Below are 23074 nucleotides of genomic sequence, written 5' to 3'. Positions count from 1 at the left end.
TCAAAGATTGCGCGAAATGACCATGCGCTGAATATCACTGGTGCCTTCATAGATCTGGCACACCCGCACATCGCGGTAGATCCGTTCCAGCGGGAAGTCGCTCAAATAGCCATAACCGCCCAGGGTTTGCAACGCCTTGGAGCACACGCGCTCGGCCATTTCCGATGCAAACAGCTTGGCTTGCGAGGCCTCGACCAGCGCCGATTGCCCACTGTCACGCAGTGCCGCAGCGTAATGGACCATCTGCCGGGCGACGGCGATTTCCGTCGACATATCGGCCAGGCGAAACGCCACCGCCTGATGCTCCACCAGGGGCTGGCCAAAGGTCACGCGTTCGCGGGCATAGTCGCGGGCCGCTTCAAAGGCTGCACGGGCCATGCCTACGGCTTGTGCGGCAATACCGATGCGCCCGCCTTCCAGGTTGCCCAGGGCAATCTTGTAGCCTTGCCCCTCTTCGCCCAGGCGGTTGGCCACCGGTATCTTCAGGTCAGTAAACAGAATCTGGCAGGTGTCCGATGCATGCTGCCCCAGTTTGTCTTCAACCCGGGCCACGCTGTAACCCGGAGTATCCGTGGGTACGATAAACGCGGTAATGCCACGCTTGCCCGCCGCCGGGTCCGTCACCGCAAACACGATCACCACCCCGGCGTTTTGCCCTGAGGTAATGAACTGCTTGCAGCCATTGAGAATGTAATGATCGCCTTCGCGGCGGGCCCGGGTTTTCAGGTCACTGGCATCGGAGCCGGCTTGCGGCTCGGTAAGGGCAAACGCGCCGAGCATTTCACCGCTGGCCAGGGGGATCAGAAATTGCTGTTTTTGCGCCTCGCTGCCGTATTTGAGAATCGGCACGCAACCCACCGAGTTATGCACGCTCATGATCGTGGAGCACGAGCCGTCACCGGCGGCGACTTCTTCAAGGGCCATGGCATAGGCCTGATAACCCGTGTCACAACCACCCCACTCCTCGGGCACCAGCATGCCGAAAAACCCCAATTGAGCCATCTCGGCAATTGCCTCACGAGGAAACCGATGCTGCTTGTCCCACTCGGCGGCAAAGGGTTTGAGGCGTTCCTGGGCAAACTCTCGGGCTGCTTCGCGTATTTGTAATTGTTCGGGTGTAGGCAGCATACAAAATCCTTAATACAGACATTCCACGGCAATGGCCGTGGCTTCACCGCCGCCGATGCAGATGGCGGCAACACCGCGTGTAGCCTTTTGCTGGCGCAATGCCGAGAGCAAAGTCACCAGTATTCGCGCACCCGAAGCCCCAATCGGATGCCCCAGCGCACAGGCGCCGCCGTAGATATTGACCTTGCTGTGGGGGATATCCAGCTCAGTCATGGTTACCAGGCTGACCACAGCGAAGGCTTCGTTGATTTCAAACAGATCGACCTGGTTCAGATCCCAGCCAGTGGTGCTCATCAGGCGCTTGATTGCCCCCACCGGTGCAGTCGGAAACAACCCCGGCTCATCGGCAAAGGCGGCGTGGCCGTGGATAACCGCCAACGGCTTGAGGCCACGTCTTTGCGCTTCGCTGCGACGCATCAGTACCAGCGCCGCCGCACCGTCGGAAATCGAGCTGGAGTTGGCCGCCGTAACCGTACCGCCCTCGCGGAACGCCGGTTTCAGGGTTGGAATTTTTGCCAGATTGGCCTTGGGCGGCTGCTCGTCATCACTGATCAGGCGCTGCTCTTTACCCACGGTCACCTGCACCGGGACGATCTCGCTGCTAAAACTGCCGTCCTTGATGGCCTGCTGCGCACGGGTCAGGGAGGCCACGGCAAAGGCATCCTGAGCTTCACGGGTAAAACCGTGATTCTGGGCGCAGTCTTCGGCAAAAGTCCCCATCAGACGGCCACGGTCATAGGCGTCTTCCAGGCCGTCAAGGAACATGTGATCCAGCACCCGGCCATGGCCCATGCGGTAACCGCTGCGGGCGCGATCAAGCAGGTACGGCGCATTGGACATGCTCTCCATGCCCCCTGCCACCACCACATCGGCACTGCCGGCCAGCAGCCTGTCGTGCCCAAGAATGGCCGCTTCCATGCCCGAGCCGCACATCTTGTTCAGTGTGGTGCAACGGGTACCCTTGTCCAGCCCGGCCCCCAGGGCGGCCTGACGGGCAGGTGCCTGGCCGATCCCTGCCGACAGCACACAGCCAAACAACACTTCTTGCACACCATCGGCAGCAACCCCCGCGCGTTCAACCGCTGCACGGATCGCCGCAGCGCCCAGTTGCGGCGCGGTCAGGCCCTTGAAGTCCCCCTGAAAGCCGCCCATGGGCGTACGCGCAGCACTTACGATTACAACCGGATCATTGCTGATTGTCATATCTCACCTCTTATTTCGCGGCCATGCGCAAGGCACCGTCGAGTCGGATCACCTCACCATTGAGCATGCTGTTTTCAATAATCTGACGCACCAGCGAGGCGTACTCGTCAGGCTTGCCCAAGCGTGGTGGAAATGGCACACCGGCGGCCAGCGATGCACGCACTTCAGGCGTCATGCCAGCCATCATCGGGGTTTCAAAAATACCCGGGGCGATGGTCATTACCCGAATGCCGAAGCGTGCCAGTTCACGGGCTGCAGGCAAGGTCAGACTGGCAATCGCGCCCTTGGATGCGGCATAAGCTGCCTGACCGATCTGACCGTCGAATGCCGCGACCGAAGCCGTGTTGATGATCACCCCGCGCTCGCCCTCGGCATCGGCAGTGGTTTCGGCAATCGCCGCTGCAGCCAGACGCAACATGTTGAAGCTGCCAATCAGGTTGACGTTGATCACCTGGCTGAATGTGTCCAGCCCATGGGGGCCGTTTTTACCGAGGATCTTTTCACCGCGCACAATGCCGGCACAGTTGACCAGCCCGTTGACCGCGCCAAAGGCGGCCACTGTAGCGGCCACGGCCGCCTGGGCGGCATCTGCCTGGCTGATGTCCGCCACAGCGCTGCGCGCCTGCTCGCCCAACGCCAGGGCCTGGGCGGCCACTGCTTCGGCGTTCAGGTCCACCAGCATCACTTTGGCACCTGCCTTGACCAGCATGTGCGCCGTGGCGGCACCCAGCCCCGATGCACCACCGGTGACGATAAAAACCTTGTTTTCGATTTGCATGATGATTCCTGAAAGTTAGACGCTGGCGCTTGCGGCCAGCTCAGCCTTGGCGATTTCCTGATTGCGCAAAATAAAGCGCTGCAACTTGCCGCTGGGTGTCTTCGGCAATTCGCTGACAAATTCGATTTCACGGGGGTAAGCGTGGGCAGCCAGCCGTTGACGCACGTGCAGGCGCAGGGTTTCAGCCAGTTGTGCATCCCCCAGATACTGAGGGTTCAACACCACAAAGGCTTTGACCAGCTCGGTGCGTTCACGGTCCGGCTTGCCCACCACGGCGGCCTCTACCACCGCCGGGTGTTCGATCAGGGCGCTTTCCACATCAAAAGGCCCGACGCGGTAACCGGACGTGGTAATCACGTCGTCGCTGCGCCCGACAAAACTGATGCTGCCGTCCGGGTTCAGCTCCACGGTATCGCCACTCAGGTAATAGTTGCCGACAAAAGCCTTGGTCTTGAAGCCTTCGTAGCCACCAAACCAGCACATCGGCGACTGGCTGCGATCAACCGCCAGAATCCCCGGCTGGCCAACGGGCAGCTCCTGATGATTGTCATCGAGCACCACGATGCGGTGGCCCGGCGAGGCAAAACCGGCGGCGCCCATATGCACCGGATGATCGAGCCCGTGATGGTTGCACAGCACCATGCCGACTTCGGTCTGGCCATAGTGGTCGTGGATGGTGACGTTGAGTTCATCGGCAAACCAGCTGATGACTTCGGGGTTGAGCGGCTCCCCGGCACTGCTGACCACGCGCAACTGGCCCTTGATCTTGCTGGCGAAGGCGTCACCGGCCGCAATCAACAGGCGATAGGCGGTGGGCGAACCGGTCAGGTTGGTAATACCGTACTTCCTGATGACCCGGCAGGTACTTTCGACCGTAAACGGACCGTCGTACAGGGTGATCGGGTGGCCCATCGACAGTGGCCCGGTGATGCCGAAATAAATGCCATAGGCCCAGCCCGGATCTGCCAGGTTCCAGAACGAATCCTCGGGGCGCAGCCCCACTGCATCACGGGTGTAGCTCTGGAATGCAACGATGGCCTTGAGCGGCACCAGCAGCGGCTTGGCCGGGCCGGTAGTGCCTGAGGTAAACATCAGCAGGAACGGATCTTCACCGCTCAGCATCACCGGCTCACAGGTAGCCGGGTAGTTGTCCAGCTCTGCCCAGAAACTGAAGTCGCCACGTACCAGGCCCTGCCCCTTGGCTCCCGCCACCGTGACAATGGCCGGACAGTCATTGACCTCGTCCAACTTGACGCGGTTGACCGCATCGGTGACCACCAGCACGGCCCCCGAGCTGTTAAGCCGGTGTTCAATGGCCTTTGGCCCGAATGCAGTGAACAGGGGCTGGTAGATGGCACCAATGCGCCAGGCGGCGAATGCGACGATCAACAACTCGACATTGCGTGGCAGCAAACCTGCCACCTTGTCGCCCTGCTTGACACCCTGGGCGAGGAGAAAATTGGCAAAGCGCGCGGCCTGCTCCTGCAACTGAGTGAAGGTATAAGTCGCGCTGCTGGCATCGCGCCCCTCCCAGAACAACGCAATGCGGCCCGGCAAGGCATGACGGTCGCAGCACTCGACACAGGCATTGATCGCTGCCAGATGGCCATCCAGCGCACCGGCTACCGTGCGTTGGTAGTTAAAATCAGTCATCGAACTCAGATAGTCGCGCATCAGCAGAATCCCTCGGTCTTTATTTTTAGGATGGGAACCGTGAAAAATCCTGCTGATAATCGCCCTGCGAAGGCTCTGCAACAATGGTCAAAACACTCAAGCTGGGTGACTGCTTTGGCCAATGGCTACGAGCTTCTTGCGCTGATGAGAACCGCATGGCATTCAGCCAGTCACTTATCTATATTTGAGCCTCATAAGGAGATGCCCGTGACTACTGACAACCGCCAAAACAGAATCGACAACATCGAATTCAACGTCCATGACATCGCGCGCAGCAAAGTCTTTTATGGCGCCGTGTTCGGCTGGACCTTCACCGACTTTGGCCCCACCTACAGCGAATTCAGCGATGGGCGCCTGAGCGGCGGCTTCACCACTGGCGAACCTGTACGCCCCGGTGGCCCGCTGATCATTCTGTACGCCGACGACCTGGCCCAGGCTCAGCAAGCCATCAGCGCTGCCGGAGGTCGCATCAGCCGACCTGAATTCAAGTTTCCCGGCGGCAGCCGCTTCCACTTCACCGACCTGGATGGCTACGAACTGGCCGTGTGGTCGCAGGCATAATTAATCACTCCCCTTCGACACAACCCTCCCCCTCCCCCGGCAATGACGTGTTGCATTACCGGGGTCTGCCGCTGCGCCGCAATTGCGCCTATGTAATAAAACCTGCACAACCTTGCGATCCATCCTAATTGCCCTCGCTACACCGCAGCCCTAGCTTTGCCACGGCCACCTTCAATCACATTGAATGTGGGTCTGCTCTGACGAACAGCCGTGCTTGGCGGTTAAAAATAATTGACCAAAGGGTAGCTTCAAAGCTACATTTCAAATGCTAGAGATAAGACACTACCTCAGCGAAACAGGTAACGACCCTTACCAGCAGTGGCTGGACCACTTAAAGGATCGCACGGCCAAGGCACGCATCACCGTGCGGGTCAACCGGCTTTCAGCGGGCGCTTTTGGTGATTGCAAAGCCCTGTGCCAGGGCGTATGGGAATTGCGTATAGATCACGGACCAGGCTATCGGCTGTATTACGCTCGGGACGGCAAAAAACTGGTGTTGCTGCTGCTGGGTGGCGACAAGCGCCAGCAACAGGCCGATATCGAAAAAGCCGTGCGCTGCTGGAACGAGTATCAGAAGAGGAAGCCATGAACAAAACCAAGAATCACGACGAATCCGTTATCGAGATGATCCGCCAGGATCCCGAATTTGCCATTGAATACCTGCGTATCGCCATTGATGAGCTCGATGAAGAAGGTGGCCAGGCCAGCTTTCTGACCGCGTTGCGCCATGTTGTCGAAGCACGGGGCGGCATGGCACAAATAGCCGAAAAGGCCGGGCTTTCCCGCGAAAGCCTGTACCGCGCCCTTTCGCCCAAGGGCAACCCGACACTGCGCACCATGCGTCAGGTCGTCCATGCCACCGGAATGACGTTTGCCTCACTGACCTGAGCCCATGAAAAAGCCCCGCAGGCGTTACACCGACGGGGCTTTTACCTGCAACCCTGCGGTTTACCTCCCCATCGCCCGCGTCGCATCAGCGGTGTACTGGTCAGGGGTGAACTTGCCTTCGTTGAGGATCGGGCCTTTCTTGGCTTCGTTGGTCATGCCGTAGCCGGTGTACTGCCCCGAGTTCAAGTCCATGAAGAACTGTGAACCGGCCTGCCAGCCACTCATGTCCGGGTGGTAGTAGTAGTTGATCATGGCGTGTTTCCACAACTGGCCACGCGCGTCGTAGTTGTCCGCCAGCACCGAGTTCCAGGTGTCCTCGTCGAGGAACAGTACACGCTTGCCGTATACGTGGCGGTAGCCTTCCTTGAGGTCGGCTTCAACCACCCACACCCGGCGCAGCTCATAACGCATCAAGTCCGGATTGGGGTGATTGGGCGTCAGCATGTCAGCGTATTTCACCGTACCTGCGTTGGGCTTGTAGGCGTTGGCCGGAATGTAGATTTCGCGCTTGCCCAGCAGCTTCCAGTTGTAGCGCTCCGGCGAGCCGTTATACAAACGGTCTTCGTCCACGGTCATGGTGCCATTGGTACCGATCATCGGCTGGTCGTAGCCGTAGCCCGGCAACAGTCGCACACGACGGGTCGAAGGGCTGTAGCTCCAGGCCTGGCGCGGGTCGGTGGCGAAGTTGTAGGGTTCGTGGGAGATGCTCAGCGTGCCGTTGTCACGGGTCGGCTTGAGGGTCATGTTGTTGCTCATGGCCTGGAGCTTGTTTTCAGTCCTGGGTTCTACCGTAGGCGAGTTGGCCATGGCCAGGTTGCGGGCATAGGCACGGCCCCAGCCAATGCTGCCGTTGGGCAGCACGGAGGCCAGGTCACTGGTTTTTTCTTCGGTCCAGGCACGGGCCGGCAGCTGGTGGTTCCACAGCGCTTCCATGCCGTTTTTAGGAATCGGGAACGGCACTTGTCCCAGCCCTTCAAAGCCCATGCCATCATTGACCAGCTTGGCGTTCAAGGCATTGTTCATGACCCGCTGGCACACGTAATCCGGGTAGCGGTAGTCACGGTGACCGGTGTAGATGTTCATCTTGTAGGTGGTCGGATAACGCTTGAGCAGCGCCTTCTGGCCTTCGGTCAATTTGTCTTCGTACTGGGCCATGTTCTGCGCGGTAATCACCAGAATCGGCTTCTCCGCAGCGTAGGGGTCAACCGGCTGGTCGCCGGAAAACTTCACATGGTTCCAACCCGGCACTTCGCCCAGGTACTTGCCGGTATACGCAGGGATGGTGCCCGCGGCGTTACCCGCCTGCTCTGCCCCTACACAGGTCAGCTCCTTGCCCAGTTTGGCCGCTTCTGCGGGCGATACCTGAGCAGATGCCGTGCCGATGGCGACCACGTTGACGGCCATGGCGGCTGCGAGCATTACGCCTGTTCTTGTTATTTTCATGTATTGCCTCCTACGCGAATAAGGCTTGCTGGGGGTGTGCATCCATTCTTCGCCAATCAGCGGCGAGCACATCGTCCACAGAGACTACTCAGGCCGTTACCAGCAGTTCCTTGAGCACACTTTTTAGCGTCTTGCCCGAGGCATTGCGGGCAAAGGGTGTGTGCTGCACATGGATCTGTGCCGGCACCTTGTAGCTGGCCAGGCGCTGGGCGATAAAACTGCGCACGGCTTCGCTGCCTGGGGTTGCATCCGGCTCGCCCCGCACCACCAGAAACACCACTTCACCCAGCACATCATCAGGTACGGCAAATGCTGCCGCTTCAATCACCCCGGGCATTTCACAGGCACAGGACTCAACTTCGGCAGCAGCTATTTTCTCGCCGCCGCGATTGATCAGATCCTTGGCGCGATCCGTGATGTAGAGGAAGCCTTCGTCATCCAGCAAGCCGATATCGCCGGTGTCGAGCCAGCCATCGCACAGGGTCCGCGCACTGGCTTCGGGCAGGTTCCAGTATTCGCTCATCAGGGTTGGCGAGCGCATCCAGATCAGCCCGCTGACCCCGGCCGGCACGGGGCGATCCGGGCTGTCACCGATACGCACATCGACAATCGGCAAAGGCCACCCGGCCGATGCCGGTTTGTAGACGAACTGGTCGCCACCATGGGCCGCACAGATGCCATTACTTTCGGTCAGGCCATAGCCGCTGCCACCGATTGCTTCGGGCTTGCGCCGGGTCAGGTTGTCCAGCAGGCTGCTGGAGGGTGCCGCACCGCCCAGGCCCAGCCCGAACAGGCTCGCAGTGTCGGAGCTGCCAAAACGTGGCGAAGCCAGCAGTTGCTGCATCATCACCGGCGCACCGTTGAACTGGGTGCATTGTTCGTCACGTATCAGGTCGAGGGCTTTTTCCACGTCCCACTTGTACATCAGCAGCAAGCGCCGCCCACTGCGCAAGGCCAGCAGAAACTGGGCATGCAGGCCACTGACATGGAACAGCGGCACCGCCATCAGGGTGGCGGGAGCATAGCCGCTATTGATTACCACACTGATGCGTTCCGGCGAACTGACCGCACAGAATGCCCCCTGAAACTCCAGGGCGACCAGCGCCTGGCAGACTGCGCCATGGGTCGACAACACGCCCTTGGCCAGGCTGGTGGTGCCCGAGGTGTAGAGGATCATCGCCGGATCACTGGCACTGACCGACTGTACCGGCACGCTCAGCGCCGGGGCTGCCAGCAGGTCCTCCAGCCGATGGCAATGCTCCTCCAGCGGCACGCCTGCGCGCAGCCCCGCCACCACGGTTGCCAGCCCCTGCTGGCGCAGGTCATTGGCGAGCAACTGCAAGCGTGGCTCGTCGCACAGCAACAGGGATGCGCCGCTGTCCTGCAGACCGTGGAACAGTTCGTCACGCAGCCCCCAGCTGTTGAGCGGTACACACACCGCACCGCAACGCTGGATGGCGGCAAACGCCACCAGCCAGGCGGGCTGATTGCGCATGGCAATGGCCACGCGATCACCCTTGCGCAAGCCAAAGGTCTCGACCAGTTGCCCCGCCAGGCGATCCACCTGATCGAAAAACTGGCTGAATGTCAGGCGCTGCTGCTCCCACACCAGAAATTCACGGTCACCGTGGATGCGCCCACTATCAATCGCGGCCCAGACGCTGGCGGCGGTATGACGAAAAAATTTCGGCCCGCCATCGGCGGGTGTCTGTACTTCAAAAGGCGAGCCGGCACCAATCAGTTGCTGCCAGGCGCTCTGCCATTGTTCAAGTTTCATCTTGTTATTCTCCTGACTCGAACTGCCCGCTACAGGCTCAAGCGTGCGCCAGCTCCAGGGCTCCATAGCGCTCGCAGTGATAATCGGCATCGCCAAGGGTTGCCTGGGCCACCCGGATACGCTTGAGAAACAGGCCCACATCCAGCTCGTCGGTGACACCGATGCCGCCGTGCATCTGCACCGCCTCGTTGGCCACCTTGATCGCCGTCTGCCCGGCCTTCCACTTGGCCAGGCTGGCCAGGCGCTGACGCTCGGCCTCGCTCAGGCTGCTGTCGTCCAGCGCCGCCAGACCGGCCATCACGGCGCTGCGTGCCAGCGCCAGATCCACATACAACTGCGCCGCGCGATGTTGCAGGGACTGGAAGGTGCCTATCGCCACATCAAACTGCACTCGGGTCTTGAGGTAGTCGAGGGTCAGTTCAAACAGCTTTTCAGACATGCCCAGCATCTCGGCAGCCAGACACACGCGGCCGCGATCCAGGGCGATATTCAAGGCCGGCATGGCAGACCCGGCGGCACCCAGCAAGGCATCAGCCCCGACCTGTACCTGATCCAGCTGCAAGCGCGCATGGTTGCGCGAGTCAATCAGCGGCAACGGGCTGACGGTCAGGCCCGGGGCATCTGCCGGCAGCAGGAACAGACTGATGCCTGCCGTGCCGGTGCGTGCCGCCACCAGATAAGCGTCGGCCCCCACCCCGTCGATAACGAAATATTTATCTCCGCTCAGGCTGTAGCCGTCGCCATTGGCCACAGCTTGCAACGCCACTTTCGCCGGGTTGTGCCGTGGCTGTTCGTCCAGCGCCAGCGCCACCCGCTGCCCCCCGCTGATGGTCGCCGACAGCCAGCGGTCCTGCTGCTGTGCATTGCCTTGCAGGTGCAGCAGCGATCCGCTGAGCACCACACTCGAAAGCAACGGCGTGGCACTGAGATTACAACCGATGGCTTCAAAAATCGGCCCCAGGCCCATGCAGCCAAAATCCAGCCCGCCGAGGTTTTCCGGGAAAGGAATTGCACTCCAGCCCAACGCCACCGCGTCTTGCCACAGTAGCGGATCAAAGCCGTCCACCTGCGCTTCATCCCGCAAGGCGCGCTGACGGGACACCGGGCTGCGCGCGGCGAGAAATTCGCCGGCGCTGTCGGCCAGCAGTCGTTGATCTTCGTTGTAAAGCAGGTTCATGGTGAGTTTCCTTACTTCACGTCAGGCAGGCCCAGGACCCGCTTGGCAATAACGTTGAGCTGCACTTCCGACGAGCCGCCAGAGATGGTCAGGGCGAAGCTGTTCAACCAGCCGCGGGTGATTGCCTGTTGCTGGGGGCTGAAAGCATCCGGGTCCCAGCCCAGTCCCTGATAGCCCATGACATCGAGCAGCACTTCGAACTTGTCGCGCTCCTGTTCGGTGTGCACCAGCTTCATGATCGACATCAGCCCGCTGACGTCCTGCCCGACGCGGCCGGCTTCGCCCATGCGCTGCACGGTCAGGTTGTAGCTGTGCTCGTTCATGGCCGTGGCCACCGCTCGTGCAACCAGTGCCGACTCGCTCTGGCCGGTGGCCTCGGGCAAGTACTGTTTGACCAGGGGCAACAAATGAAAATGGGTCGGCAAGCTGAACTCGCCAAACTTGGACATGGCCTTGCGTTCGTGTTGCAACAGACGCTTGGCCAGGTTCCAGCCGCCGTGCAGCGGGCCGATCAACTGGCTTTTCGGAACTTTGACGCCATCGAAAAACACCTGACAGAACGCCGACTTGCCGCTGATCAAATCAATCGGCGCAACGCTGACTCCGGGGCTCTTCATGTCCAGTACGATCAGGCTGATGCCCGTGTGCTTGCTGGCCTTGGCATCGGTGCGCACCAGAGCGTACATCCAGTCCGACTTGTCGCCGTAGGAGGTCCAGATTTTGCTGCCATCGACCACAAAGTGATCGCCGGCATCCCGGGCCGATGTTTTCAGGCTGGCCAGATCAGAACCGGCATTGGGCTCGGAGAAGCCCTGGCACCAGCGCACCTCTCCACGGGTCATGGGTGCCAGCAGCTGTTTTTTCTGCTCTTCGGTACCGAACTCCAGCAGCACCGGGCCCAGCATCCAGATGCCCAGGTTGATTTGCGGCGGGCGGCATTTGAGGCGGCGCAGCTCGCTTTCGAGCACGGCGTTGTACTCCGCACTCAGCCCGGCGCCACCGTATTCAACGGGCCACTCGGGGCAGAACCAGCCTTTGTCGCGCATGCGCTCGAACCACAATTGCGCATCTTCACTGGGGAACTCCATCTTGCGGGCCCCCCACACCATTTCGCCTTCAGGGATGGCCTTGCGTTGCGATGGCGGGCAATTGGCCTCAAGCCAGCTGCGGGTCTGTTCTCTGAACTGGTCAATCGCGTTCATGTGGTTTCACCTTTCGGTTCTTGTAGCCGCTGGCGAGGTACGAGGCTGCGACGGGATGAGCAGCAGCCCCGGTGATCTGCAGGGCCTGCGCCCCTTGTCGCAGCCTCGTACCTCGCCAGCGGCTACAGGTTTTCGGCAATGTTTAACGCTGGGTACGCGGCATGCCCAAACCGAACTGGGCGATCAGCTCGCGCTGGATTTCATTGGTGCCACCGCCAAAGGTCAGGGTCACTGAAGCACGCACTTCGTACTCCAGTTCGCCGTGCAGCAGCGCCGCCGGTGAACCGCTGCGTATCAAGCCCGCGGCACCGACCATGTTGCTCAGGACTCGCAATATCTCGATCCCCGACTCCGAGCCGTAGACCTTGGTGGTCGACGCCAGCGCCACGTCCATGCGGTCGCGCTCGAGGTCGGCGGCAATGCGCAGGTTGATCAGGCGCATGGCTTCCAGCCGCGCGTAGCACTGCGCCAGTCCCGCACGCACCCAGGCCTTGTCGGTGGCACGCACGCCTCGTTCATCGGCTGCATTGGCCCACTTCAAGACCCGGCCAAACAGCCCCACGACCTTGTCCGACCAGGCGCCCAGGCCCAGACGCTCGTGGTTAAGTTGTGCCGTGATGAGTTTCCAGCCGCCATTCAACTCGCCCACCAGCATGTCGGTGGGCACCCGCACGTTGTCGTAGTAGGTGGCCGCCGTCGGGATGCTGGTGGTCGGGATCACTGTGCTGGCAAAACCTGGCGCGCGGGTGTCGAGAATCAGGATCGACACGCCTTTGTGCCGCGGCCGCTCGGCATCGGTGCGCGCCGCCAGCCAGATGTAGTCAGCCGACTCCGCACCCGAGGTCCAGAGCTTGTTGCCGTTGACCACGAACGCATCGCCTTCGAGGCGCGCCGTGGTTTTCAGCGCCGCCAGATCGCTGCCTGCATCCGGCTCGGAGTAGCCGATGGCGAAGATGATTTCCCCTGCCGCGATACCCGGCAAAAACCGCGCCTTTTGCTGCTCGGTGCCGTGGGCCATCAACGCCGGCCCCACGGTGCTGATGGTTACGAACGGCAACGGCGCACCGGCGATATTGGCCTCTTCAAAGAAAATAAACTGCTCGGTAGGGCCATAGCCCTGGCCGCCGTGTTCCTTGGGCCAACCCACCGCCAGCCAGCCGTCACGGCCCATCTGGCGGATGGTGTCGCGGTACAGCTGGCCGCCCTCTTTGCCGCGCAATTGCTCACGCAACTGCGGGGTCATCAGGTTCTGGAAGTAGTCCCGCACCTTCAAACGCAGGGCATGTTGTTCTGGCGTCAGGTCGACGAACATTCAGGCTGCTCCCAGAATCAGGCCGCTGGTTGGCACACCGGTGCCGGCCGTCACCAGTACGTTCTCGACATTGTCGACCTGGTTGACCGAGCTGCCGCGCACCTGCCGCACCGCTTCGGCCACGCCGTTCATGCCGTGGATATAAGCCTCGCCCAGTTGCCCACCATGGGTATTGATCGGGAATTTGCCGCCACGGGCATGGTGCCCGGCGCGAATAAACTCCTTGGCCTCGCCGCGTTCGCACAGGCCGAATTCTTCCAGTTGCGGCAGTACAAACGGGGTGAAGTGGTCATAAATGATCGCCGTTTGCAGCGCCTCGGGGCCAAGTCCCGACTGGCGATACAGCTCTTTGGCGACAACGCCCATTTCCGGCAGTCCGGTGATGTCGTCGCGGTAGAACGAGGTCATGATCTGCTGGCCCGAGGTAATGCCCTGGGAACCGGCCTTGATCATCACCGGCTTCTGGCGCAAGTCCCTGGCACGTTCGGCCGAGGTGATCACCATCGCCACGGCACCGTCGGATTCCTGGCAGCAATCGAGCAGGTGCAGCGGCTCGCAGATCCAGCGCGAAGCCTGGTGTTCTTCCAGGGTGATCGGCTTGCCGTAGAAAAACGCCTGGGGGTTGGTGGCGGCAAAATCCCGTACGGCTACCGCTACGCGGCCAAAGTCTTCGGAGGTGGCCCCGTAGGTATGCATGTAGCGCTGGGCAAACATCCCGACCCAGGATGCTGGCGTGTGCAGGCCGTGGGGCATATACCAGCCGTAGTTGACGTTCTCGAACGTCGGGGTCGAGGCAAAGCCGTAGCTGCCGCTGCCGAAGCGATACCACGAGCGCTCGTTCATGGCACGGTACACCACCACCACTTTGGCCACACCGGTGGCCACGGCCATGGCTGCGTGCATGATCGGCCCGCAGGCAGCACCGCCGCCGTGGGGCACCTGGGAGAAGAACTTGACGTCCTTGCACCCCAGTAACCGGGCGATTTCATATTCCGGCACTTTATCCACCGAGTACGAGCTGAAGCCCTCGACCTCGGAAGGTTCAATACCGGCGTCTTTCAACGCAGCCAGAGTGGCCTCCAGCGCCAGACGCAGTTCGGTGCGCCCGGAGTTTTTCGAAAATTCGGTCGCGCCCAGGCCAACAATAGCCGCGCTGCCGGAAAGTGACGATTGCGTCATGAGTACTGTCTCCGCGATCAGGGCAGAACCAGCGCGACCGTACCGGTCACGTGGTTACCCATGGAATTTTTGCCGCTGAGGGTGATTTCCACCGTGCGGGTAGTGGCATCCTGACGGGTGACCGCGCCATTGAAGGTCATGCTGTCGCCGGGATAATTCGGCGCGCCAAGCTTGATCTTCAGCGAGGCAAAACGCGCCTCGGGGCCGGCCCAGTCTTCGATATAGCGTTGCACCAGGCCGTTGGTGGTGAGGATATTCATGAAGATATGTGGCGAGCCCAACTCCCGCGCCGCCTCTACATCATGATGGCCGGGGAAGTAGTCGCGGGTGGCGATGGCACCACCGGCGATCAGGCCCACGGTGATCGGGATCGCCAGTTCCGGCAGGGTTTCGCCGGGGCGCACATCGTCAAAGCGCTTGGTGTTCTGCAAGGTCATATTTCCATCCCAGCTTGTCGTTATGGCTCAGCCAGTCGCCGAGGCGTTCAAGGCATGCTGCCGATCCACCCAGGGCACAACCCAGGGCGCGGCTCCAGTAGAGGAAGCGGTGTATCGGGTAGGTCAGGTCGACACCTATGCCGCCATGTACGTGCTGGGCGTTGTGCCCAATCAGATGCCCCGCTTCACAGGCTTGCCAGGCTGTGGCCAGTGCTTCGCTGGGCGCCGGCAAACCGGCGTCCAGGCGGTAGCACAACTGCCACAGGGTGCTGCGCAGCGCTTCGAGGGCGATATGGGCGTTGGCCATGCTCATTTGCACCGCCTGAAAACTGCCAATGCTGCGTTCGAACTGGCGCCGCTCGGTGACGTATTCCACGGTGCGGCGGATCTGCTCGGCACTGACGCCCAGCTGCAGCGCCGCCAGTGCCGCGATGCTGCGCGGCTCCAGCCAGTCCAGCGCGGCTGGCGGGAGCAGGCACTCGGCGCGGATCAGCAGCCCGTCGATATGTACATCGGCAATGGCCTCACCATGGGTCATGCGCCCGGGCACGTGAGTGATCGCCTTGTCGCCCAGCTCGACCAGCGCCAACCGCGGCTGCCCGTCAACACTGACCAGCAGCAATGCCGCCTGCGATTGCTCGGCCAGCGCCAGAGCGCCAACACGGCCTTTGACACGCCAGCCACCGTCAGTCTCTACCCCGTGCAATTGAATGCCATGGGCGTTGAACAGGCCGCTCAAATCCAGGGTCAGCAATGCCCTGCCCGCGGCGGCCTCCTCAGCCCACGCCTGCAATGACGGATCGGCAAACTGCGCGACAGTGGCAGCCGCCAGTTGATGGCGCCACAGCGGTACCTGCCCCAACGCACGGCCCTGAGCCTGTAACACCAGCATCAATTCGGTCATGCCCAGGCCGCTGCCACCCTGTGCTTCAGGGATGGCCAGGGCTTGCAGGCCGGTTTCCACGCACAGTTCCCACAGCGGCTGCATATAGGCCTGCTCACTGGTATCGAACTGGCGCAGGCGGTCATCGGTGCAATAGTCGGCAAACACGCTGCCGGCCATTTCGGCAATGGCGCCCTGGTCTTCGCTAATGTCGAAATCCATGCTGGCTCCCTTACTCGACCACAGGTCGGAATAGCGGCAAGGTCAACTCGCCATCGAAGGTCTGGAACTCAAGCTGCAAGGGCTGGCCAATACGCAGGTCCTCGCGCTTGGCGCCTGCAAGCCCCGCCACCAGACGCACGCCCTCCTCCAGCTCGATCAGGCCGATCGGGTTGGGATGGTCGAACGGGGCAACTTCGGGGTAATGCATGATCACAAACGAATACAGGCTGGCGCGGCCGCTGGCCTGCACACTGTCCCAATCAAACGAGTGGCATTCGATGCACACCGGCGCCGGCGGATGACGCAAGGTCTGGCACTGGGTGCAGCGCTGGATCAGCAGCTTGCCGGCGTCACAGCCTTCCCAGAAAAACCGCGTGTCATCGCTCATGCCCGGCTTCGGCCGTTTGACCACCGCAGCCGCTTCGGCCTTGGCCGGAGCGGCCTCGACCGCATGGTTGTTGGCCGGGCGAAACTTGAATACGCGAAACAGCAACTGGCCAACGGCCTCGTCGCCACTTTTGTGTTCAACGAAGTAGTCCATCACCAGGGTGACAAAGAAGCCGGTGCCCAGACCGGTGGTTTTTTCGTCGCCCACCGAGTCAAGCCGCGTGGTGTAGTAGAGCTTTTCACCCGGACGCAGGTTGCGCTCGAAGGTCAGTTCGGAGTTGACCGCGACCACCGACGGATAACCGTAGGACTCAATCAGCTTGAGCACTTCATAGGGGTTTTCGGTGGTCGAGCCGGGCGCATAGTTGTTTATGTGAAAACCTTCCATGCACCACACCTGCAACATCGCAGGCGGCGCCACCAGCCCGTCCTGGGCGCTGTTGGCGGCAAAGGCCGGGTCGGTGTAAAGCGGGTTGTCGACGCCCATGATCTCGCACCACTGGCGGATCATCGGGGCGTTGACTTCGTCCCAGGCGTAGACGCGACCATATTCACGCCCCACCAGGGCGCGCACGTCGGTTAGCAATTGAGAATCAGCCAAGTTCGTCTCCTGCGTGTCAAGTGCAGCAACCGGGTGGTCGCCGCTGAAGGTCGTCAGTGCGCAGCGCTCAAAAAAGCCGGGCGTTCGCCGCCGCCGTGCAACAACAGGTTGCAGCCGCTGGCATAGCCGGCCAGGGGTGATGCGATAAACAGGCAGGCGTTGCCGATGTCTTCGGGCAGCGCCATGCGCCCGGCCGGGATCCCGGCGCTGACCGCTGCGATGCCTTGTTCGTTGCCAAAATGCAGGTGAGCCTGCTCGGTGCGTACCAGCCCCGGACTGACCGCCACTACCCGCACCCTGGGTGCCCACTCCACGGCCAACGACTGCACCAAAGCCAGCACCCCGGCCTTCGCCGCGCCATACGCGGCGGTGCCCGGCGATGCGCGCAAGGCACTGATACTGCCGATAAACACGATGCAACCACCCTCGTCCTGTTGCTGCATCAGGGCATTGGCCTGCTGGGCAACGTTCAGCGGGGCGATCAGGTTGAGACGGATAATGCTTTCGTGAAAACGCGGCGAGACGCTGGCCGCATCGGCCGGCGGGCTGCCGCCGGCATTGTTGATGAGCACATCGAGGCGGCCGAAATCGGCGCGAATGCCTTCGAACAGTGCCTGGAGCGAGTCCGGGTCGCGCACATCGCAGGCCATGAACACCGCCTGTGCCGACCCCGCCCGGGGCAACACCTCGGGGGTTGTCCTGCCACACACGATCACCCGTGCCCCGGCTTGCAGAAAGCTGCGGGCGATTCCGGCGCCGATGCCTTTGGTGCCGCCGGTGACCAGCACCACCTTGGCGCTGTAATCCAGCCCTGAGAGTTGACCCATGACATGCTCCTTTTCTACTGATGGAGCCACTCTAGGGGCAATCCGGGGGCTGCTCGTCGTCTGAACGGACGATGAATCACGACCGGGTGAACGCAACAATCCAGCGCATGCTGTGGTGACAGCCCCCGTCAATGAGGAACCCCATGACAGATCCATCTGCCGCGCCGGTACTACTTGAATTCCCGAGCCCGGGCGTGGCCCTGCTGCGTCTGAACCGCCCCCAGGCCACCAACGCCCTGAGCCTTGAGCTGCAAGCGCTGCTGTCGCGTCACTTCACCGAGCTGGCCGAGAACCCGAACGTGCGCTGCATCCTGTTGACCGGTGGCGACAAAGTGTTTGCCGCCGGTGGCGATATCAACAGCATGGCCGGAGTCGGCCCGATCGATATTTACCAGCGTCATACCGAACGGCTGTGGGCACCCATCCAGCATTGCCCCAAGCCGGTGATTGCGGCGGTGTGCGGCTATGCCTATGGCGGTGGCTGCGAACTGGCGATGCTCGCCGATATCATCGTGGCCGGGCGCAGCGCCAAATTTTGCCAGCCGGAAATTCGCATCGGCATCATGCCGGGTATCGGTGGCACTCAACGGCTGGTGCGGGCGGTCGGCAAGGCCAAGGCGATGCGCATGGCCCTGACCGGGCAGCCGATTACCGCTGAAGAGGCCTGGATTTCGGGGCTGGTGAGCAACGTTGTGGACGATGCCGAGGTCCAGGCCTATGCCCTGGAGATGGCGCAACTGATCGCCGCCATGCCGCCGCTGGCAGCAGAACAGATCAAAGAAGTGATTTTGGCCGGGGTTGACGGGCCACTGGAAACGGGCCTGGCGCTGGAGCGCAAAGCCAATGCACTGCTGTTTGCCTCCAGGGATCAAAAAGAAGGCATGCAGGCGTTTATTGAAAAACGGGCGGCTCGCTTTGAGGGCAATTAAGTCATTTCAAACAAAAGCCCCCCCAACCCCCTGACTGCGGCAGAGGGTCGGGGGGGGTATTACAGCGACGCCAATCGCTCAGCCAATGCCTTGGCCTGCAAGGCAACATCGGTTACCGCGGTACTTTCCCACCACATGCCGCGCAATGGCGGGCCCATCGCAAACAACCGCTGTGCGGGCTCGGCCTGCGCATTCAAAACCGCCCCGCCCGCATCGGCGGCAATGCCCAGCCCCAGATTGCCGGGCCGTATCAACCCGCGCTGCAACAGCTGGCGTGGCAAGGGTTTATCCACCCGGCGCCAGTCGTACTCGATGCCGGTGGAGTTGATCAGGCCATCACCCTCAATCCATACCGCTTCGGATTGCCCGCGATAACGCAGCCGGATCCGTGGCCCTGAGCTATCAACCCCTTGCAGCGACGCCGCATGGATGGTCAGCCGCCCTTCCTCGAGCAGACGCTGCAACAAGGCATCACCCTGAGGCGGCGAACGGTGATGATGGCTCTCCCACCAGGGCCGCACATGGCGTACAAACTGACGGCGCTGGGTATCATCGGCCTGACTCCAGAGCCTGGCGATATGCACGCGCACGGTGTCCAGCGGTGCCTGCCAGTCGATCCCGAGGGACTGGGCCAGGGCACATTGGCGGCGCAGTTCACGCAGCAGCTGCAAAGGACTGCGAAGGTCCGGGGCCTGGCTGAGAAAATCTTCCCATACCGGCGGCTGGCGTCGCACATGGGGCAACAGGCCATGCCGGGAAAAAACCTCGATCGGCCCTCGGTGTCCCGCCTGGTTCAGGGACTCAAGGGCATCCACCATGGTCAGCCCCGAGCCGATAATCAGTACCCGGGCATCCACCGGCAGCGCACGCAAAGCCTGGACATCCCAAGGGTCCAGCGCTGCCGCGTTGAGGCCACTGGACTGGCGCTGCGCCGTGCGGGCCGCCGGGAACATGCCGGTGGCCAGGACCGCAACACCGGCCTGCCACTGGCTACCGTCCTTGAGTGTGGCGATAACACCCTGCCCCGGGGTTTGCAGATCGATCACTTCATCACGCACATGGGTCAGGCTTGAGCCCTGCGCTGCGCCGATGGCCTGTGCTTCGGCCAGACGCTGGCGGGCATACACACCAAACAGCCCTCGCGGCGGGAACAGCTCGGCAACCGGCACCTGCTGCACCCCGGACTCGGGCCAGCCACCCCCGGCGATATGAGCCTGCAGCCAGCGGGTCAGGTCGTCGGCATCATCCGGTTCGACGCTCATGCGCGCGGCATTGCCGTTAAGGGTATGGCCCAGCTCGGTGGCGCTGTAGGCCTCGCCCCGGCCCAGTTCGGCCCGGGGTTCCAGCACCACGATATGCCGGGCACCCGGCAAGCGCAGCAGTTGCATGGCCAGCAAGGTACCGCTCAGGCCACCGCCAACAATCAGAATATCGGCCGTGCGGATGGCAGGGGTTGCCTGTCCGCTTGGCACATCACTTGAGGTCATTCACTCGTTCCTGGATTTATTGAGCGCTGAACGCAGAGTCAGTCACTGACCCTGCCTGTGTCCAGCCCCTGGTTTCAAGCAGGCTCTGTTGCGCGGCTGCGGTTGAGTTCGCCCAGGTTGCGGTAGCCCGCCCCCGGATGCCCGTGTGCCAGACGCGGACCTTCGCCAAACAGCTTCTCGCGCAGGGTGCCCGGCGCGTAGTCCTTCTTGTACACGCCGCGCTTTTGCAGTTCCGGCACCAACAGCTCGACGGCATCGATAAAGGTCTCGTGGGTGATGGCGTAAGCCAGGTTGAAACCGTCCACATCGGTCTCGGCCACCCATTCTTCGAGCAGGTCAGCCACGGTTTCCGGGCTGCCGACAAACAGCGGGCCAAAGCCGCCGATGCCCACCCAGTCGGCCAGGGCATTGGGGGTCCAGACAGTGTTGGGGTCCGCCGTGGAAAAGGTCTCGACCGCCGACTGAATGGCATTGGTGTGCACATGTTTGAGCGGCTCGTCAGGCTTGAACTGACTGAAATCAATGCCGGTCCAGCCGCTGATCAGGGCCATTGCGCCTTCGTAGCTGACGTAGCTTTTGTATTCTTCGAACTTGGCCTTGGCCAGGGCATCGGTCTCGCCGAGGATCACTGTCTGCAGATTGAAAATCAGGATTTTGGCAGGGTCTCGCCCGGCTTCGGCCGCACGGCGGCGGATATCGGCGACGGTTTTTTTCAACAGCACCTTGGACGGCGCCGCGACAAACACGCACTCGGCCTGTTCAGCGGCAAACTGCTTGCCCCGGCCGGACGCCCCTGCCTGATAGAGCACCGGAGTGCGCTGCGGCGAGGGTTCACAGAGGTGAATGCCCGGCACCTGGAAATGTTTGCCGTAGTGGTGGATTTCATGAATTTTGCCCGGGTCGCTGAACACCCGTCGCTCGCGGTCGCGCAGGATGGCGCCCTCTTCCCAGCTGCCTTCCCAGAGTTTGTAGCAAACTTCCAGATATTCCTGGGCATAGTCATAGCGCGCATCGTGCTCGGTCAGCGCTTGCTGCCCGATGTTCCTGGCGCCGCTTTCCAGATACGAAGTGACAATATTCCACCCTGCACGGCCTTTGGTCAGATGGTCAAGGGTCGACAGCCGACGAGCGAACGGATACGGATGCTCAAACGACAATGAGGCGGTCAGGCCAAACCCCAGGTGCTCGGTCACCAGCGCCATCGGCGGGATCAGTTGCAGCGGGTCATTGACCGGCACCTGCACGCCCTGGCGGATCGCCGCATCGCCATTGCCGCGATACACGTCATAGATTCCCAGCACATCGGCGATAAACAGTCCGTCGAACTTGCCACGCTCAAGGATCCTGGCCAGGTCTGTCCAGTATTCAAGGTCCTTGTACTGCCACGAGCGATCACGGGGGTGGGCCCACAAGCCCGGGGATTGATGACCGACACAGTTCATATCGAAGGCATTGAGACGGATTTCACGGGACATCCAATTACTCCACGGCAAGGCTTTTGAAAGCGCTATTGCACAGGCCGTGCCGGACATGCCCCTTCCTTGCGAGTACGAGCCTGCTTGCCCGCGCAAGGATTCTTGGTGCTCATTGCTGTGCGATTTGCGTACAACCTGATTGTTAACTGTTGCTCAGCAGTCAGTTGCCAAGGCCTGACTCCCGGTTTTGCGGGCTCGTCGCCTGCGGCACAAACCCTGCAACCCCCCACGACAGGAACCTTCCATTTCAGGAGAACTGCCATGACCGCATCACCTCTGTCCGTGGGCACCGACTACGAGACCCTGGCCAATCGTTTTCGCCCGCTGTTTCGCAAAATCGCCGCCGGCACGCTTGAACGCGAACAGGCCCGCGAGTTGCCCCATGAACCTATCCGCTGGCTCAAGCAGGCAGGTTTTGGCGCAGTGCGGGTGCCGGTTGAATACGGCGGCTCCGGAGCGTCCATCGGCCAATTGTTCCAGTTACTGATCGAGCTGGCCGAGGCCGACTCCAATATCCCGCAAGCCCTGCGCGGCCATTTTGCCTTTGTCGAAGACCGTCTCAACGCTTCGCCAAGCCCGGAACGCGGGGCATGGTTCGCACGTTTTGTGGCGGGCGAGCTGGTGGGCAATGGCTGGACTGAAGTGGGCGCGGTAAAACTGGGGGAAATCCTCACCAGGATCACCCCCCACGGCGACAAGTACCTCCTCAACGGCACCAAGTACTACAGTACCGGCAGCCTCTTTGCCGACTGGATAGATGTCTATGCCCAACGTTCGGACAACGGCGCCGATGTGATTGCCCTGGTGCATGCCCATCACCCCGGCGTCACCCAGAGCGATGACTGGGACGGCTTTGGCCAGCGCACCACGGGCAGCGGCACCTCGGTGTATGTCGACGTGCCGCTGAGCGCCGAACACGTAATCCCCTTCGAAACACGTTTCAAATACCAGACCGCTTTTTACCAACTGGTGCTGCTGGCCGTACTCGCGGGTATTGGTCGTGCGGTGGAGCGCGATATTGCGCAAGAAGTGCGTGAACGCAAGCGGGTGTTCAGCCACGGCAATGCCGAGACCGCCAGTGGCGATGCGCAAATCCTGCAAGTGGTCGGGCAGATATCGGCTCAGGTCTACGCAGCCGAGGCGCTGACCCTACGCTCGGCCGAACCGCTGCAGAGGGCCTATGTCGCACGCCTGGCCGAGGATATTGAGGCCGAGCGCCTGGCCAATATCGACGCCGAAATCGAGACTTCCAAAGCCCAGGTGGTGGTGTCGGAATTGATTCTGCGGGCCACCAGCGATCTGTTCAATGCGCTGGGAGCCTCCGGGGTCAGCGTCAGCAAGGCGCTGGATCGCCACTGGCGCAATGCTCGCACTGCGGCCTCCCACAACCCGTGGATCTACAAGGCGCGGATTGTCGGGGACTGGGCGGTTAACGGTACTGCGCCGCTGTATGTTTGGCAGATCGGCAATAGCCTCAAAGCAGGCTAGACAGCGGTGTGGCCGC

At 61.6% G+C, this 23074-nt stretch carries 21 protein-coding genes; 5 read left to right on the top strand and 16 right to left on the bottom strand.

Features of this window, described 5'->3' with window-relative positions; translation table 11 throughout:
* Genes HBN79_RS22485 through HBN79_RS22470 form a run of 4 tightly spaced genes read right to left on the bottom strand, consistent with a single transcriptional unit; the run spans window position 1 to window position 4783 of the window.
* Entirely contained in the window at window positions 1–1128 is a 1128-nt protein-coding gene (locus HBN79_RS22485; protein ID WP_095021148.1) for an acyl-CoA dehydrogenase, read from the bottom strand.
* Window positions 1129–1137: 9 nt separating this feature from the next.
* The gene (locus tag HBN79_RS22480; protein WP_095000019.1) at window positions 1138–2331 is read right to left on the bottom strand and encodes an acetyl-CoA C-acyltransferase; all 1194 of its coding nucleotides are present in this window, start codon (window positions 2329–2331) and stop codon (window positions 1138–1140) included.
* Between the two features lie 10 nt (window positions 2332–2341).
* On the bottom strand, window positions 2342–3109 hold the full coding sequence (locus HBN79_RS22475) for an SDR family NAD(P)-dependent oxidoreductase (RefSeq protein ID WP_095000018.1): 768 nt from the start codon (window positions 3107–3109) through the stop codon (window positions 2342–2344).
* 15 nt (window positions 3110–3124) lie between these two features.
* Window positions 3125–4783 (bottom strand): AMP-binding protein, encoded by a 1659-nt coding sequence (locus tag HBN79_RS22470; protein WP_169917222.1) that lies wholly within the window; start codon window positions 4781–4783, stop codon window positions 3125–3127.
* Window positions 4784–4984: 201 nt separating this feature from the next.
* On the opposite strand from HBN79_RS22470, the gene HBN79_RS22465 reads away from it, so the two are divergent.
* The 3 genes from HBN79_RS22465 (at window position 4985) to HBN79_RS22455 (ending at window position 6232) form a co-directional block, all read left to right on the top strand.
* On the top strand, window positions 4985–5344 hold the full coding sequence (locus tag HBN79_RS22465) for a VOC family protein (RefSeq protein ID WP_095032370.1): 360 nt from the start codon (window positions 4985–4987) through the stop codon (window positions 5342–5344).
* 265 nt (window positions 5345–5609) lie between these two features.
* Entirely contained in the window at window positions 5610–5933 is a 324-nt protein-coding gene (locus HBN79_RS22460) for a type II toxin-antitoxin system RelE/ParE family toxin (RefSeq protein WP_095023299.1), read from the top strand.
* Window positions 5930–6232: an addiction module antidote protein gene (locus HBN79_RS22455; RefSeq protein ID WP_095000014.1), complete on the top strand. Its 303-nt coding sequence runs from the start codon at window positions 5930–5932 to the stop codon at window positions 6230–6232. The genes HBN79_RS22460 and HBN79_RS22455 overlap by 4 nt, the downstream gene beginning before the upstream one ends.
* Before the next feature lie 60 nt (window positions 6233–6292).
* Here HBN79_RS22455 and HBN79_RS22450 read toward each other — a convergent pair whose 3' ends face one another.
* The 10 genes from HBN79_RS22450 to HBN79_RS22405 all read right to left on the bottom strand — a co-directional run bounded on the left by HBN79_RS22450 (window position 6293) and on the right by HBN79_RS22405 (window position 17679).
* On the bottom strand, window positions 6293–7675 hold the full coding sequence (locus HBN79_RS22450) for a DUF1329 domain-containing protein (RefSeq protein WP_262372754.1): 1383 nt from the start codon (window positions 7673–7675) through the stop codon (window positions 6293–6295).
* An 88-nt stretch (window positions 7676–7763) separates the two neighbouring features.
* On the bottom strand, window positions 7764–9452 hold the full coding sequence (locus HBN79_RS22445; RefSeq protein ID WP_130871347.1) for a class I adenylate-forming enzyme family protein: 1689 nt from the start codon (window positions 9450–9452) through the stop codon (window positions 7764–7766).
* Between the two features lie 37 nt (window positions 9453–9489).
* Complete coding sequence (locus HBN79_RS22440) at window positions 9490–10629, bottom strand: acyl-CoA dehydrogenase family protein (RefSeq protein WP_095018447.1); 1140 nt, start codon at window positions 10627–10629, stop codon at window positions 9490–9492.
* A gap of 11 nt (window positions 10630–10640) precedes the next feature.
* Entirely contained in the window at window positions 10641–11831 is a 1191-nt protein-coding gene (locus HBN79_RS22435; RefSeq protein WP_169917221.1) for an acyl-CoA dehydrogenase family protein, read from the bottom strand.
* 142 nt (window positions 11832–11973) lie between these two features.
* Window positions 11974–13143, bottom strand: a complete 1170-nt coding sequence (locus tag HBN79_RS22430; protein ID WP_095018445.1) for an acyl-CoA dehydrogenase family protein — start codon at window positions 13141–13143, stop codon at window positions 11974–11976.
* Window positions 13144–14322, bottom strand: coding sequence for a lipid-transfer protein (locus HBN79_RS22425; RefSeq protein ID WP_130871344.1), 1179 nt, complete (start codon window positions 14320–14322; stop codon window positions 13144–13146).
* A 17-nt stretch (window positions 14323–14339) separates the two neighbouring features.
* Window positions 14340–14759, bottom strand: a complete 420-nt coding sequence (locus HBN79_RS22420; protein WP_095018444.1) for a MaoC family dehydratase — start codon at window positions 14757–14759, stop codon at window positions 14340–14342.
* Complete coding sequence (locus HBN79_RS22415) at window positions 14731–15864, bottom strand: acyl-CoA dehydrogenase family protein (RefSeq protein ID WP_095018443.1); 1134 nt, start codon at window positions 15862–15864, stop codon at window positions 14731–14733. Before HBN79_RS22415 ends, HBN79_RS22420 begins: the two co-directional genes overlap by 29 nt.
* Before the next feature lie 10 nt (window positions 15865–15874).
* A complete protein-coding gene (locus HBN79_RS22410; protein WP_095021156.1) occupies window positions 15875–16852 on the bottom strand; it encodes an OB-fold domain-containing protein in 978 nt (325 codons plus the stop codon).
* A gap of 53 nt (window positions 16853–16905) precedes the next feature.
* The gene (locus HBN79_RS22405; protein WP_095025937.1) at window positions 16906–17679 is read right to left on the bottom strand and encodes an SDR family oxidoreductase; all 774 of its coding nucleotides are present in this window, start codon (window positions 17677–17679) and stop codon (window positions 16906–16908) included.
* A gap of 143 nt (window positions 17680–17822) precedes the next feature.
* Here HBN79_RS22405 and HBN79_RS22400 point away from each other — a divergent pair, with 143 nt between their 5' ends.
* Window positions 17823–18608, top strand: a complete 786-nt coding sequence (locus HBN79_RS22400; protein ID WP_169917220.1) for an enoyl-CoA hydratase — start codon at window positions 17823–17825, stop codon at window positions 18606–18608.
* Between the two features lie 59 nt (window positions 18609–18667).
* Here HBN79_RS22400 and HBN79_RS22395 read toward each other — a convergent pair whose 3' ends face one another.
* Both HBN79_RS22395 and HBN79_RS22390 read right to left on the bottom strand, forming a co-directional pair.
* The gene (locus HBN79_RS22395; RefSeq protein WP_095023296.1) at window positions 18668–20095 is read right to left on the bottom strand and encodes an FAD/NAD(P)-binding protein; all 1428 of its coding nucleotides are present in this window, start codon (window positions 20093–20095) and stop codon (window positions 18668–18670) included.
* 74 nt (window positions 20096–20169) lie between these two features.
* Window positions 20170–21570, bottom strand: coding sequence for an LLM class flavin-dependent oxidoreductase (locus HBN79_RS22390; RefSeq protein ID WP_095018438.1), 1401 nt, complete (start codon window positions 21568–21570; stop codon window positions 20170–20172).
* A gap of 261 nt (window positions 21571–21831) precedes the next feature.
* Between HBN79_RS22390 and HBN79_RS22385 the strand changes: the two genes are divergently transcribed.
* On the top strand, window positions 21832–23058 hold the full coding sequence (locus HBN79_RS22385) for an acyl-CoA dehydrogenase family protein (RefSeq protein WP_169917219.1): 1227 nt from the start codon (window positions 21832–21834) through the stop codon (window positions 23056–23058).
* Window positions 23059–23074 lie beyond the last annotated feature (16 nt).

This window comes from Pseudomonas sp. WS 5051 (assembly GCF_012985715.1).
Taxonomy (GTDB): Bacteria; Pseudomonadota; Gammaproteobacteria; order Pseudomonadales; family Pseudomonadaceae; genus Aquipseudomonas; species Aquipseudomonas bubulae.
This window is presented reverse-complemented; position numbering and strand designations above follow the sequence as displayed.

Bases quoted from the DNA above. Each gene is read 5' to 3' on its own strand.
- HBN79_RS22485 (WP_095021148.1), bottom strand. From the start codon at position 1,128: ATGCTGCCTACACCCGAACAATTACAAATACGCGAAGCAGCCCGAGAG.
- HBN79_RS22480 (WP_095000019.1), bottom strand. From the start codon at position 2,331: ATGACAATCAGCAATGATCCGGTTGTAATCGTAAGTGCTGCGCGTACG.
- HBN79_RS22475 (WP_095000018.1), bottom strand. From the start codon at position 3,109: ATGCAAATCGAAAACAAGGTTTTTATCGTCACCGGTGGTGCATCGGGG.
- HBN79_RS22470 (WP_169917222.1), bottom strand. From the start codon at position 4,783: ATGCGCGACTATCTGAGTTCGATGACTGATTTTAACTACCAACGCACG.
- HBN79_RS22465 (WP_095032370.1), top strand. From the start codon at position 4,985: ATGCCCGTGACTACTGACAACCGCCAAAACAGAATCGACAACATCGAA.
- HBN79_RS22460 (WP_095023299.1), top strand. From the start codon at position 5,610: ATGCTAGAGATAAGACACTACCTCAGCGAAACAGGTAACGACCCTTAC.
- HBN79_RS22455 (WP_095000014.1), top strand. From the start codon at position 5,930: ATGAACAAAACCAAGAATCACGACGAATCCGTTATCGAGATGATCCGC.
- HBN79_RS22450 (WP_262372754.1), bottom strand. From the start codon at position 7,675: ATGAAAATAACAAGAACAGGCGTAATGCTCGCAGCCGCCATGGCCGTC.
- HBN79_RS22445 (WP_130871347.1), bottom strand. From the start codon at position 9,452: ATGAAACTTGAACAATGGCAGAGCGCCTGGCAGCAACTGATTGGTGCC.
- HBN79_RS22440 (WP_095018447.1), bottom strand. From the start codon at position 10,629: ATGAACCTGCTTTACAACGAAGATCAACGACTGCTGGCCGACAGCGCC.
- HBN79_RS22435 (WP_169917221.1), bottom strand. From the start codon at position 11,831: ATGAACGCGATTGACCAGTTCAGAGAACAGACCCGCAGCTGGCTTGAG.
- HBN79_RS22430 (WP_095018445.1), bottom strand. From the start codon at position 13,143: ATGTTCGTCGACCTGACGCCAGAACAACATGCCCTGCGTTTGAAGGTG.
- HBN79_RS22425 (WP_130871344.1), bottom strand. From the start codon at position 14,322: ATGACGCAATCGTCACTTTCCGGCAGCGCGGCTATTGTTGGCCTGGGC.
- HBN79_RS22420 (WP_095018444.1), bottom strand. From the start codon at position 14,759: ATGACCTTGCAGAACACCAAGCGCTTTGACGATGTGCGCCCCGGCGAA.
- HBN79_RS22415 (WP_095018443.1), bottom strand. From the start codon at position 15,864: ATGGATTTCGACATTAGCGAAGACCAGGGCGCCATTGCCGAAATGGCC.
- HBN79_RS22405 (WP_095025937.1), bottom strand. From the start codon at position 17,679: ATGGGTCAACTCTCAGGGCTGGATTACAGCGCCAAGGTGGTGCTGGTC.
- HBN79_RS22400 (WP_169917220.1), top strand. From the start codon at position 17,823: ATGACAGATCCATCTGCCGCGCCGGTACTACTTGAATTCCCGAGCCCG.
- HBN79_RS22395 (WP_095023296.1), bottom strand. From the start codon at position 20,095: ATGACCTCAAGTGATGTGCCAAGCGGACAGGCAACCCCTGCCATCCGC.
- HBN79_RS22390 (WP_095018438.1), bottom strand. From the start codon at position 21,570: ATGTCCCGTGAAATCCGTCTCAATGCCTTCGATATGAACTGTGTCGGT.
- HBN79_RS22385 (WP_169917219.1), top strand. From the start codon at position 21,832: ATGACCGCATCACCTCTGTCCGTGGGCACCGACTACGAGACCCTGGCC.